Origin of the sequence: Hydrogenophaga aromaticivorans (assembly GCF_013387465.1) — a bacterium.
Taxonomy (GTDB): domain Bacteria; phylum Pseudomonadota; class Gammaproteobacteria; order Burkholderiales; family Burkholderiaceae_C; genus Hydrogenophaga; species Hydrogenophaga aromaticivorans.
On record NZ_VYGV01000027.1, the window covers coordinates 15496 to 28539 of the forward strand.

Below are 13044 nucleotides of genomic sequence, written 5' to 3' on the forward strand. Positions count from 1 at the left end.
TTTCATGCCACGGTTGGCGTCCCGAAACCCGCCACCCACGTCGGCAACTGCTCGCGCAGGATGCGCAGGGCGGGCGCCTCCTCGCGCTGTGCCAGCGTGACCAGACCGAAGCGCGCCGTGGCGTCCAGCGGTGGCGTCATGTCCAGCCGCACCAGCCCTTGCGCCGCGACGTCCGCCGTGAGCACAATCGCGTGGCTGTGCCGCGCCACCTCGACGATGCTCAAGGTCTCGTCGCAGCGCAAGGTCACCATGTCGTCCGGGTTGGCCTGCGGGCCGTAGCGCCCGATCAGCAGCCGCGCCACTTCGTCGCTCAGCGGCGTGGATGCCACCGGGTAGGCCAGCACGTCGTCAAGGGTGGCCGCCCGACCCCGCTGGACCAGCGGGTGGTCGGGCCGCACCAGAAAACCCGCCCCCAGCTCAAAGGTCAGCGCGATCTGCAGGTCGGCCGACGGCCGCACCGAGCGCACGTCCACCACCACGGCGTCCAGCAGTTGTTCCCGCAGGGCGTCGATCAGCACACCCGTGTTGCCGCGCGAAATTTGCAGCTGCAGCTTGGGGTGGTGCTCGGCCATGTGCAGCATCAGCGGCGTCGACAACAAGGCGCCGGGCGCCGAGCTCAGGCCCACGCGCAGGGTGCCGATCAGGCCGGCGTGCAGGCCTTTGCCGGTCTGTTTGAGCGCTTCCGCATCGCTCACCAGCCGCCGGGCGCGTTGCAACACCTCGTGCCCGAACGGCGTGAGCGCGATGCGCCGCCCCAGGCGGTCGAACAGGCGCCCGCCCAGCTCGTCCTCCAGCCCCTGGATGCTGCGTGTGAGCGCGGGCTGTGTGAGGAACAGGGCCTTGGACGCCTGCACGAAGGCGCCTTGCTCGGCCAGCACCACAAAGTGCCTGAGTTGCACAAGGGTCATCCCGAACCTCCATTCAAAGTCATGGGTTGTTGCTCATCAATGCATTGGACTTTAATTCAGGCCCTTCCTAACATGCAACAAAGTTCATGTTTCAGGAGTGATTTGCATGGAACGACTCAGTGACGCCGCCATCCAGGCATTCACCCGCCTGCGCCGCGACATCCACCAGCACCCGGAGCTGGCCTTCAACGAACGCCGCACCGCCGCGCTGGTGGCGGCCCAGCTGGGCGCCTGGGGCTACTCGGTCACGACCGGCCTGGGCGGCACCGGCGTCGTGGGTCAACTGAAACGCGGTTCATCGGGCCGCAGCCTCGGCCTGCGCGCCGACATGGACGCGCTGCCCATCGCCGAGGCCACGGGCGCGGCATGGGCCAGCTGCACCCACGGTGTGATGCACGCCTGTGGTCACGACGGCCACACCGCGATGCTGCTGGCGGCGGCGCAGCACCTGGCCACACAAGGCGATTTCGACGGCACGCTGAACCTGATCTTCCAGCCGGCCGAAGAAGGCGGCGGCGGCGCGCTGAAGATGATGGAAGACGGCCTGTTTGAGCGCTTCCCCTGCGACGCGATCTTTGCCATGCACAACATGCCGGGCATGCCGCAGGGGCAGCTGGTGTTCCGCAGCGGGCCGACCATGGCCTCGTCCGATTACGCCACCGTCACGCTCCACGGTCACGGCGGCCACGGCGCCATGCCTCACAAGGCCACCGACGTGGTGGTCGCGGCGGCCTCGCTGATCATGGCGCTGCAGACCGTGGTCTCGCGCCATGTGGACCCGATGCAGCCGGCCGTGGTCACGGTCGGCGCGGTGCACGCGGGCGAGGCCAACAACGTGATCCCGGCGTCGGCGCGGCTGGAGATCAGCGTGCGCGCGCTGGACCCGCAGGTGCGGCACAGCATGGAGCAGCGCATCCGTGAGCTGGTGCAGTTCCAGGCGCAGAGCCACGGCGTGCGCGCCGAGATCGACTGGCGCCCGGGCTACGCCGTGCTGGTCAACGATGCGCAGCAGACCGCCCGCGCGCTGGCGGTGGCGCAACGGCATTTCCCGGCGCAGCAGATCAACCCGCAGGGACCCATGCTGACCGGCAGCGAAGACTTCGCCTTCATGCTCGAACGCGTGCCCGGCAGCTACCTGTTCATCGGCAACGGCGCCGACGGCGAGCCCGGCGCCTGCATGGTGCACAACCCGGCCTACGACTTCAACGACCTCAACATCGCCCCCGGCGCGACCTACTGGATCGCGCTGGTGCAGGACCTGCTTTCCCCCACCCCTTGAGAACCATCACAGGAGACAACACCATGAACGCACGCATCCGCATCCAGACGCTCATCGCCGGCGCCGCACTGGCCACCCTCGGACTGACCGGCACGGCCATCGCCCAGACCTTCCCCGCCAAACCGGTGACGCTGATGGTCCCCTACCCGGCCGGCGGCCTGTCGGACGTGATCGCGCGCTCGGTCAACATCACCCTGGGCAAGCAGCTCGGCCAGCCGGTGGTGATCGAAAACCTGGGCGGCGCCAGCGGCTCCATCGCAGCGCAGAAGGTGCTCAACGGTCCCTCGGACGGCTACACCATCTTCCAGGGTTCGCCCAATGAACTGATCCTGGCGCCGCTGGCGATTTCATCGATCAAGTTCAAGAGCGAAGACTTTCGCCTGGTGCAGATGATCGCCACCGCGCAGATCGCCTTCCTGGCCAAGAAAGACCTGCCGGTCAACTCCGTGGACGAATTCGTGGACTACGCGCGCAAGGCCGCCAAAGACGGCAAGGCGCTCACGTTCGCCAGCGTCGGCCCGGGTTCGTTCTACCACCTGCTGGGCGAGCACCTGTCCAAGGTCACCGGCATCCCGATGATCCACGTGCCCTACAAGGGCGCAGCCCCCGCCGAGCAGGACCTGATGGCCGGCCAGGTGGACTTCTTCCTCGCGCCCTATGGGAAGAAGTACGACGAGATGCAGAAGCAGGGCCGCGTCAAGGTGCTGGCCATGCTCAACAGCGAGCGGCTGGACAGCGTGAAGCAGTACCCCGCCGTCAGCGAAAGCAAACAGCTCAAGGACTTCACTTTCAAGATCTGGACCGGCTACTTCGTCAAGAAGGACACCCCGGAGCCCGTGGTCACCGCGCTGCACAAGGCCATCACCGGCACGCTGGGCGATCCGGCCGTGCACGCCGCGCTCGAAGCCAACAGCCAGCTGCTGCCCAAACCACAGACGCTCGCCGAAGCCGACAAGGCCTATACCGACGGCACCCAACAGTTCCGCGCCATCGTGAAGTCCATCGGGCTGCAGGCACAATAAGCACCTTCTTCCGTCGATCGGGAGAGACCGGCACCCTCAGGGAAGGCTGGCGCCGAAGGAGCAACCGCCCCGGAAACTCTCAGGCAAAAGGACCGATCGACGATCGCGCCCCTCCAGGCGCAACACTCTGAAGAGTGGCCGGGATTCGTCCCCCGGCCCACCGCAGGAGCAAGCCCGCCGCCACGGCGGGTGAATCTCTCAGGTCACAAACAGAGGGGGTCATGGCCCGCACACGGTGTGCGGGGCGTGCCCCTTTGTTTGACGGCCTTCAAAGAGATTCCCATGGCACAGCACCTCATCGTCATCGGCGGCGGCATCACCGGCGTCACCAGCGCCTACGCCCTGGCCCGTCAGGGTCACCAGGTCACCCTGATCGAAAAACACCGCTACGCGGGCATGGAAACCAGCCACGCCAACGGCGGCCAGCTCTCGGCCTCCAACGCCGAAACCTGGACCCACCCGTCCACGCTGCTCAAGGGCATCAAGTGGATGCTCAAGGCCGATGCGCCGCTGCTGGTCAACCCCAAGCCCAGCTGGCACAAGCTCAGCTGGTTCGCCGAGTTCGCAGCAAACATCCCCAAGTACCGCGACAACACCATCGCCACCGCGAAGCTGGCGATCGCCGCGCGTGAACACTTGTTTGGCTGGGCGCAGGCGGAAGGCATTGATTTCGACCTGAAGCAGCAAGGCATCCTGCACATCTACCGCGACAAGGCCGGCTTCGACCACGCAGGCGAGGTTTCCAAACTGCTGGCCGAAGGCGGCCTGCCACGCCGCGCCGTCACCCCCGACGAGATGCGCGCCATCGAACCCACGCTGGCCGGCGAGTACTACGGAGGCTACTTCACCGAGAGCGACAGCACCGGCGACATCCACAAGTTCACCCACGGCCTCTCCCTGGCCTGCGAGCGCCTGGGCGTGAAGCTGCTCACCGGCCAGGCGGTGGCGCGCGTGCAAAGCGATGGCGCGTGCGCACAGGTCACGCTGTCCAGCGGCGAGGTGGTCAGTGGCGACGCGGTGGTGGTCTGCGCCGGCGTGCACAGCCGCGCCCTCGGCGCGCAGCTGGGCGACCGCCTCAACGTCTACCCGGTCAAGGGCTATTCGATCACCGTGATGCTCAACGACGAAGCGAGCCAGGCCGCCGCGCCACAGGTCAGCCTGCTGGACGACGAGACCAAGCTGGTCACCAGCCGCCTGGGGGTTGACCGCTTCCGCGTCGCGGGCACGGCCGAGTTCAACGGCATGAACCTCGATATCCGCGCCGACCGCATCCGCCCGCTGGTCAACTGGGTCAACCAGTGTTTCCCGGGTGTGAGCACGCGCCGCGTCGAGCCCTGGGCCGGCCTGCGACCCATGATGCCGGACATGCTGCCCCGCGTCGGCCCCGGCCGCCGGCCCAACGTGTTCTACAACACCGGCCACGGCCACCTGGGCTGGACGCTCTCCGCCATCACCGCACACCAGCTCACCGGGCATGTGGCGCAGTGGCAGGCGCAACAGCGCCACACGCGCCAGGTGATGCCCGCCCCCGCGGTCTGACGCAGCACGCGCAACCAGCGGCGATCAGCGGGTATGGCGCCCACCGGCCCGCTGTTGCGGCGGGCTTGGGCTAAGCTCCCTGTGTTACTCCCAGCCGAGCCGCCCATGCCCACCGATTTCCGCGTGCTGAGCGTCATCCCCCCGATGACGCAGCTCAACACGCCCTACCCGTCCACCGCCTACCTCACCGGCTTCCTGCGTTCGCGCGGCATCGACGCGGTGCAGGAAGACCTGGCGCTGGCGCTCGTCCTGAAGCTGTTCACGCCCGCCGGGCTGGAAGCCGTGCGCGGCCGTGCGCTGGCCCAGCCCGAGGCGCAACGCTCGGGCAGCGTGCACGCCTTCCTCGACCAGTTCGACGCCTACCGCAGCACCATCGGCCCCGCCATCGCCTACCTGCAGGGTCGCGACTCGACGCTGGCCCACCGCATTGCCGCGCGCGGCCTGCTGCCTGAAGGCCCGCGCTTTGCTGCGCTCGACGCCTACGTGGACGACGGCAGCGGTGACCCGCTGGCCTGGGCCTTCGGCGCGCTCGGCGTGCAGGACAAGGCGCGTCACCTCTGCACGCTCTACCTCAACGACCTGGCCGACGTGCTGCGCGACGCGGTGGACGAACGTTTCGAGTTCGTGCGCTACGCCGAGTCGCTGGCCAGCAGCCAGCCGACCTTCGATCCGCTCGCGGCCGCACTGGCTGCGCCGCCCACGCTGGTGGACGACCTGCTGAGCGACCTGACACTGGCCGCCATCCACCGTCACAAGCCCGCGCTGGTGCTGCTCTCGGTGCCCTTTCCCGGCTCGGTCTATGCGGCCTTGCGCATCGCGCAGACCATCAAGGCGCACAACCCGCACATCCGCATTGCGCTGGGCGGCGGTTTTGTGAACACCGAACTGCGCGAACTGTCCGACCCGCGGGTCTTCGATTTCGTGGACTTCGTGACGCTGGATGCGGGCGAACGGCCGGTGCTCTCACTGATCGAGCACCTTCACGGGCAGCGCGGGCGCCAGCGGCTGCAGCGCACTTTTGTGCTGGAGAACGGCGAGGTCAGGTACATCAACTTCGCCGAGCCCGACATCCCCTTCGAAGACGTGGGCACGCCCACCTGGGATGGCCTGCCGCTGGACCGCTACCTGAGCCTGCTCGACATGCTCAACCCCATGCACCGCCTGTGGAGCGACGGCCGCTGGAACAAGCTCACCGTGGCGCACGGTTGCTACTGGAAGAAGTGCAGCTTCTGCGACGTGAGCCTCGACTACATCGGCCGCTACGAAACCGCCACAGCCGAAAAGCTGGCCGACCGCATCCAGCAGATCGTCGAAGAAACCGGCCAGACCGGGTTCCACTTCGTGGACGAGGCCGCGCCGCCCAAGGCGCTCAAGGCGCTGGCCGAAGAACTGATCCGGCGCCAGCTCAACATCTCGTGGTGGGGCAACATCCGCTTCGAAAAAACCTTCACGCCCGAACTCGCCGAGCTGCTCGCGCAGAGCGGCTGCATCGCCATGAGCGGCGGCCTCGAAGTGGCGAGCGACAGGCTGCTGAACCTGATGAAAAAAGGCGTGTCGGTCGAGCAGGTGGCGCGCGTCACCAAGGGCTTCAGCGACGCCGGCATCCTGGTGCACGCCTACCTGATGTACGGCTTTCCCACCCAGACGCTGCAGGACACGGTGGACGCTCTCGAATACGTGCGCCAGCTGTTCGAGGCCGGCTGCATCCAGAGCGGCTTCTTCCACCGCTTCAGCTGCACCGTGCACTCGCCCGTGGGCATGGACCCGGCGGCCTATGGCATTCAGCTGATCCCGCTGCCGCCGGTGAGCTTTGCCAAAAACGACATCGGCTTCATCGACCCCACCGGCACCGACCACGACGCGCTCGGCAGCGGCCTGCGCAAGGCGATCTACAACTACATGCACGGCCTGTGCGTGGAAGACGACGTGCGCCGCTGGTTCGAACACCTGCCGCAGCCCGTGCCGCGCGCCACCGTCAAGCGCGGGAAAATCGCCAAGGCACTCGCCGCCCACCACTGAACCCCTCACCGGAGGACCTCCCATGAAGCTCATCGGCATGCTCGACTCGCCCTATGTGCGCCGTGTCGCCATCTCGCTGCAACTGCTCGACCTCCCGTTCGAGCACCAGTCGCTCTCGGTGTTTCGCACCTTCGACGAATTCAGCCGCATCAACCCGGTGGTGAAGGCGCCCACGCTGGTGTGTGACGACGGCACGGTGCTGATGGACTCGACCTTGATCCTGCAGTACGCCGAAGCCCTGACCCACCCACGCAGCCTGATCCCCCGGGAACCCGCAGCACTCGCTCACACGCTGCGCACCGTGGGCCTCGCGCTGGCCGCCTGTGAAAAATCGGTGCAGATCGTCTACGAGCGCGGCCTGCGCCCGGCCGAGAAACAGCATCAACCCTGGGTGGCGCGCGTCACCGGCCAGTTGCTCGCCGCCTGTGACGGGCTGGAGGCGCAGCTCGCCAGCCACCCGCTGCTCCTCACCCGCACCGCGCTGGACCAGGCCGGCGTGAGCACCGCCGTGGCCTGGGCCTTCATTCAGAACATGCTGCCGGAGGTGGTGCCTGCCAGCCGCTACCCGAACCTCGTGGCTTTCTCGCAGGCCGCCGAAGCCCTGCCCGAGTTCCGCGCCGCGCCCCACGGCGACAGCACCTACCGGGCGGCCTGAACCGCCCGCGGATCAGACCGATCCGCTCAGGCTGACCTTCATCTGGGCTGCGCCAGCCACTCGCGCATCATCCCGATTTCTTTCTCCTGGGCCGCGATCACCTGCTCGGCGAGTTGACGCACCTTCGGGTCCTTGCCGTGCTTCAACACCACGCGGGCCATGTCGATGGCACCCTGGTGGTGCGGGATCATGCCGGCCAGGAAATCTCGGTCGGCGTCGCCCGTGAGCGGGATGGCCATGTCCTTGTGCATCTTCGCGTTCGCCGCCTCGTACTCGGCGTTGGACGGTGACACCTGGGCCGCAGCGGGCGCCGCAGCGTGGTGTCCCGCATGGGGGTCGGTGGCCTGAGCCCAGGCCAGGCCGGCCGTGGCCAGCCACAGCAGCGTCACTGTCTTTTTCATCGGGGTGTCCGGTGGGTTTGAAGGCATGCCTCACCTGTCGGAACGCATGGCGTTCCAAACTGTATCAGTCCACCCCGGCAGCGATCTGTCGCAAAGCCTGCACGGGGACGAAGGCGCCGCCCGCCCGCATGTCTCGGACCGGAGCCATCTGTTGGACAACGCACAGACCGCCAAGCCCGACGACGCCAAGATGGCGACCAATTGTTCTCAGTGGCAAAAAAAAGCAAAAGGGGTACCCATATGTTGATAAGACTTCCACTGTCCGTGGCGTTGTGCGCCACGTCGCTGGCCGCGCTGGCGCAGACGGTTCCAGGCGCGGGCCAGCAGCTGCAACAGCTGCCCGTGGTTCCGCCCCGCACGGTGCCAGCGCCACGGCTCGAGATTCAAAAAGAACCCGCGCCGGTTTCGGCGCCTGCGGACGCCAGCGCCATCGTGGTCCAGCGGCTCGCCGTGACCGGCGCCAGCGTCTATTCAGAGAGCGAACTGATGGCCATCGCCGGGTTTGTTCCCGGCCAGCGCCTGACGCTGGGCGACCTGAATGCGATGGCCGACCGGGTGACCAACCGGTATCGCCAGGACGGCTACCTGGTGGGACGCGCCTACCTGCCGGCGCAAGAGGTCAAGGACGGCGTCGTGACCATGGCGGTGCTGGAAGGCACCTATGGCAACGTGAAGCTGAACAACGCGAGCCGACTGAACGATGGGGTGGCCCACGGCATTCTGGGGGGTCTGAACAGCGGCGAAGTGATCGCCTCCGAACCGCTGGAATCCCGTTTGCTGCAGTTGTCCGATCTGCCCGGCGTCGAGGTCCGGTCCACCCTGGTGCCGGGTGCGTCGCTCGGTCAGTCCGACCTGATGGTGGACGTGATCGAGGGTCCGCGCATCAGCGGCAGTGTGGACGCCGACAACGCCGGCAACCGCTACACGGGGGAAGTCCGCGTGGGCGCCACCCTCAACATCAACAACCCCGCCGGCTGGGGCGACATGGTGACGCTGCGCGCCCTGACCTCGGGCCCCGGCCTGCGCTACGGGCGCGCGGCCTACCAGGTGCCCGTCGGCAGGGGACGGGTGGGCGTGGCTGTGAGCCAGCTGGACTATGAGCTGGGCAAGGAGTTCAAGCCGCTGGACGCCCACGGTCGGGCGCGCACCGCCAGCCTGTTCGGCAGTTACCCCTTGCTGCGCACCCGCAACAGCAACCACAGCGTGGGCCTGACCCTCGAGAACCGGCGGTTTGACGACCAGGTGGGCGCGTTCGATTTCGTGAGTGAAAAGCACGCGCAGGTGGCGGTGGCGTCGATCTATGGCGACCACAGCGACATGGTGGGCGGGGGCGGCTTCAACAGCTACCTGCTGTCCCTCACGGCCGGCGACCTGGACATCCGCACGCCGTCGGTGCGCGCCACCGACGCCACCACCGCGCGCACCCATGGCGGCTACGGCAAGCTGGGTTTCCAGCTGATGCGCGTGCAGCAGGTGACCGCGTCGACCTCCTTCATGGCTTCGGTCGCCGGGCAGGTGGCCTCCACCAATCTGGACTCGTCTGAGAAGATGCAGCTCGGCGGCATGTACGGCGTGCGCGCCTTTCCCGAGGGTGAGGCCTCGGCCGACCAGGGAGCGGTGCTGACACTGGAAGCCCGGCAACTGCTGCCTCTGTCGGAACGGGTTCCCGGCCAGGTCCAGCTGGTGGCCTTCGTGGATGCGGGTTCGGTCACCCTGAACAAGAACCCCTGGAGCGAAGGCGCCAACCACCGGCAGCTCAGCGGCGCCGGGGTGGGCGTCTACTGGGCCCGCGCCAACGATTTTTCCCTCAAGGCGTTCTATGCACGCCCACTCGGCGGTGACGAGGCCACGTCCGCGCCGCACAAATCCGGTCGTTTCTGGGTTCAGGCCGTCAAGTACTTCTGATTGCTCATCCAGCACCCATGCAGGCCCGCGCTTGACGGGCCGTTCGCTCACAGGAGGTACAACATGAACCACATCCATCGCTCCATCTGGAACCGTTCCACCGGCACCTTCGTGGCCGTTTCCGAGCACGCACGCAACTCGGGCAAGGCTGCTTCGGCAGGCAGCCCGGGGGGCGCCGCCTTTCGCATCAAGGCTGTGTCCTTGCTGGTCATGCTGGCCTGCGGGTCGGTGGCCATGGCACAGCCCACCGGGGGCGTGGTCACGTCCGGCAACGCCACCATCGCCGGGCCGTCGAACCAGTTGACGATCACGCAGACGACGCCCAACGCGGCCATCAACTGGCAGGGCTTTGGCATCGCGGCGGGTGAGTCGGTCCGGTTCGTGCAGCCCGACAGCCGCTCGATCGCGCTCAACCGCGTGGTGGGCAACGACCCTTCCGCCATCCACGGCAACCTGTCGGCCAACGGCACGGTGTTTCTCATCAACCCCCATGGCATCCTGTTCGGGCGCGGCTCGAACGTCAACGTGGGTGGCCTGGTGGCGTCCACGCTGAACCTGTCCGACGACGACTTCGAGGCGGGTCGCTACCGTTTTTCGGGTCGCGGCAACGGCACGGTGGTCAACCAGGGCGTCATCCGGGCCGCGGACGGTGGCTACGTGGCCCTGCTGGGCGCGGGCGTCACCAACCAGGGCGACGTTGTGGCCCAGAAGGGCACCGTGGCGCTGGCAGCGGGCCGCAGCCTGACGCTGGACATGGCGGGCGACCGGCTGCTCAGCGTCAGCGTGGACGAGGGCACGGTCAACGCGCTGGTGGAGAACGGCGGGCTGCTGCAGGCCGATGGGGGCCGGGTGATCATGACGACGCAAGCCGCGTCCAGCCTGATGTCCAACGCGGTCAACAACACCGGCGTGATCCAGGCCAGGACACTGGAAAACCGCAACGGCACGATCCTGCTGCTGGGCGGCATGCAGACCGGCACCATGCAGGTCGGCGGCACGCTGGACGCCAGTGCGCCGAAGGGCGGCGATGGCGGTTTCATCGAGACCTCGGCGGCGTCCGTCAAGATCGCCAGCAATGTGAACGTCACCACCGCAGCGGCCCGGGGCAAGACCGGCACCTGGCTGATCGACCCGCTGGATTTCATCATCGGCAGCGACCCCGGTGACAACATATCGGGCAGCGCTCTTTCACTTGCGCTGGGCGACAACGACGTGATCATCACCAACGCGCCGGGGGTTGGCAATGGCGATATCTTTGTCGAGGATGCCGTCACATGGGGCAGCGCGACCACACTGTCCCTGCGCGCCTCGCGTAATGTGAACATCAACGCAGCCATCACGACCACCGATGGCAGCCTGCAGGTTTCCGCAGGGAACGATGTCGCCGTGAATAGGGACATATCAACCACCGGTGGCAACGTGGAGATTTCCGCCGTGCGCGATGTCGCCGTGAATGCGCCCATCTCGGCCACCAATGGCAACGTGGAGGTTTGCTGCGGGCGGGACATCACGGTGGCCACGACGGGGGCCATCACCACCGTCAACGGCAGCATTCTGCTGGCGGCGGGACGGGATGCGACCGTCAACGGCGCCCTGTCCGCGACCGACGGAAACATCATGGTCTGCGCCCCCGGGGACCTGACCATCGGCGGCGCGATCACGGTGACCGACGGCAGCACCATCCCGGCGCAAAGCCTGGATCTGCCCGAAGGCCTGGTGCTGAGCGCCGGTTATGGCGCCACCAGCCCGGGCGAAGGCGGCACGCTCACCTTCGAGCCAACGGCGCCGACCACCGCCGTCACCAACGCGCCGGCGGCGATCTACTTCAACCCGGTGTCGTACGTCCCACCGTTCGACTACGAGCCCCAGTTTTCCCTGACCGAAGGTGCCGTCCTCACCCAGTACATGCTGGTGTTCCCGGAGGTCGCCAGCAAAACTTTCGACGGCACGACCACCGCCACGCTGACCGGCCTGAAAGGCCTGCCACCCGGCGTGACACTGGTCGCCGGCTCCGGAGCCAACGCCCAGTTTTCCAGCGCCACCCCCGGTGTCGACAAGACAGTGATCTTCAGCGGCTACACGCTGGACGTCGCCGACCCCAACACGGCCAACTACGCGTTTGCGGTTCCCAATTGCTGTGGACCTGTCGAGCTAAGAACGTCCGGCGACATCACCGCCGTTGATGCGCCTCCACCTCCCCCTCGGCCAAGGCCACCAGCGCCGGCTCCCGTTGCAGGGCCCCTGCCCGCGCCCGCGCCTTCCCCTCTGCCAGCGGTCATACAGCCGGGGGTTCTGGTGTCCGAGGGCACGACCGTGGTGGTGGGCAACTGGAACCTCCCCGTCATTCCCGTGGCACAGGAAACACCTTATCGCTTGACGGTTGCGCCTCTGGCGCCCATCGGACCGGTCCTGCTCGCCCTGGAGTCCCCTGCCCCGGTGCCTCAGGTGCCCGTGGCGCCAGCGCCGATCGTGGTCCCTGTCGAGGTGGCGCCTCCGGTGCTCGTCGCGCCGCCAGCACCCCGCAGGGTGGTGCCGGTTCGACCACCGAAACAAGACCGCAACTGAGGCCGGCGTGTGGGCCTGTCCGCTCTCTGCAACCGGCCTGCGCATCCGCTTTGCCCGTCCGACAAGATGAGGACGGCGGTAGCGGGCGCCAGGATCGCGGTGCTGGCTTCGCTCGTGTGGGCGTGGGGCGCGGCGGCGCAGCCGCTGGTGGTCGGAAAACCCGACCATCCCACGGGGGACGCCGATCACGCCTGGACCCAGGCCTCGACCGACAGTCGCCAGGTGGCCGCCTGGGTCATGCGTTCGGGGGACAACAGCGGTCTGCCGTTTGTGTTGATCGACAAGCGCCAGGCACAGGTGTTCGTCTTCAGCGCCGAGGCCCGCCTGCTCGGTGCCACACCCGCGTTGCTGGGTCTGGCGAAAGGTGACGACGCTTCTCCAGGCATCGGGCAGAAGCCCCTGTCCCGCATCCAACCCCATGAGCGCACCACGCCCGCGGGGCGTTTCGTGGCGGCCCTGGCCAAAAATCTGTCCGGTGATCCGATTCTGTGGGTCGACTACGAAACGTCCATCTCCCTGCACTCCCTGCGCGGCAACAACCCCCGGGAACAACGCGCAATACGCCTGACATCCCCCAGCGCCCATGACAACCGCATCTCCTTCGGCTGCATCAACGTTGCGCTGACGTTCTTCGACGACGTGGTGATGAAGGCGTTTCAGGGCACCGAAGGCGTGGTCTACGTGCTGCCCGACACGCGTTCACTGGCGTCGGTTTTTGCGCCGCACGGCTTCGCACCGACGCCGGACTGAA

10 protein-coding genes and 2 riboswitches are annotated in these 13044 nt (G+C 67.3%); of the genes, 8 read left to right on the plus strand and 2 right to left on the minus strand.

Going from position 1 to position 13044, the window contains the following annotated elements:
• Positions 1-2: 2 nt before the first annotated feature.
• Positions 3-908 carry a LysR family transcriptional regulator gene (locus F3K02_RS24595; RefSeq protein WP_177139008.1) on the minus strand — a complete coding sequence of 302 codons (906 nt, stop codon included), beginning with the start codon at positions 906-908 and terminating at the stop codon, positions 3-5.
• 106 nt (positions 909-1014) lie between these two features.
• Here F3K02_RS24595 and F3K02_RS24600 point away from each other — a divergent pair, with 106 nt between their 5' ends.
• The 5 genes from F3K02_RS24600 (at position 1015) to F3K02_RS24620 (ending at position 7422) form a co-directional block, all read left to right on the plus strand.
• Positions 1015-2187, plus strand: a complete 1173-nt coding sequence (locus F3K02_RS24600; RefSeq protein WP_177139010.1) for a M20 aminoacylase family protein — start codon at positions 1015-1017, stop codon at positions 2185-2187.
• 23 nt (positions 2188-2210) lie between these two features.
• Positions 2211-3209, plus strand: coding sequence for a Bug family tripartite tricarboxylate transporter substrate binding protein (locus tag F3K02_RS24605; RefSeq protein WP_177139011.1), 999 nt, complete (start codon positions 2211-2213; stop codon positions 3207-3209).
• A gap of 8 nt (positions 3210-3217) precedes the next feature.
• Positions 3218-3314: riboswitch (glycine riboswitch) on the plus strand.
• Positions 3315-3326: 12 nt separating this feature from the next.
• A riboswitch (glycine riboswitch) is annotated at positions 3327-3432 on the plus strand.
• A gap of 59 nt (positions 3433-3491) precedes the next feature.
• On the plus strand, positions 3492-4748 hold the full coding sequence (locus F3K02_RS24610) for a D-amino acid dehydrogenase (RefSeq protein ID WP_177139012.1): 1257 nt from the start codon (positions 3492-3494) through the stop codon (positions 4746-4748).
• A gap of 105 nt (positions 4749-4853) precedes the next feature.
• Entirely contained in the window at positions 4854-6767 is a 1914-nt protein-coding gene (locus F3K02_RS24615; protein ID WP_177139013.1) for a B12-binding domain-containing radical SAM protein, read from the plus strand.
• Between the two features lie 22 nt (positions 6768-6789).
• Positions 6790-7422: a glutathione S-transferase gene (locus F3K02_RS24620; RefSeq protein WP_177139014.1), complete on the plus strand. Its 633-nt coding sequence runs from the start codon at positions 6790-6792 to the stop codon at positions 7420-7422.
• Between the two features lie 38 nt (positions 7423-7460).
• Here the strand turns inward: F3K02_RS24620 and copM are convergent, their stop codons facing one another.
• On the minus strand, positions 7461-7823 hold the full coding sequence (gene copM, locus F3K02_RS24625; RefSeq protein WP_177139015.1) for a CopM family metallochaperone: 363 nt from the start codon (positions 7821-7823) through the stop codon (positions 7461-7463).
• 240 nt (positions 7824-8063) lie between these two features.
• Here copM and F3K02_RS24630 point away from each other — a divergent pair, with 240 nt between their 5' ends.
• The 3 genes from F3K02_RS24630 (at position 8064) to F3K02_RS24640 (ending at position 13043) form a co-directional block, all read left to right on the plus strand.
• Positions 8064-9728 carry a ShlB/FhaC/HecB family hemolysin secretion/activation protein gene (locus tag F3K02_RS24630; protein WP_177139016.1) on the plus strand — a complete coding sequence of 555 codons (1665 nt, stop codon included), beginning with the start codon at positions 8064-8066 and terminating at the stop codon, positions 9726-9728.
• Between the two features lie 63 nt (positions 9729-9791).
• Positions 9792-12293 carry a two-partner secretion domain-containing protein gene (locus F3K02_RS24635; protein WP_177139017.1) on the plus strand — a complete coding sequence of 834 codons (2502 nt, stop codon included), beginning with the start codon at positions 9792-9794 and terminating at the stop codon, positions 12291-12293.
• 66 nt (positions 12294-12359) lie between these two features.
• Positions 12360-13043: a hypothetical protein gene (locus F3K02_RS24640; protein WP_218179576.1), complete on the plus strand. Its 684-nt coding sequence runs from the start codon at positions 12360-12362 to the stop codon at positions 13041-13043.
• The last annotated feature ends 1 nt before the right edge of the window (position 13044 follow it).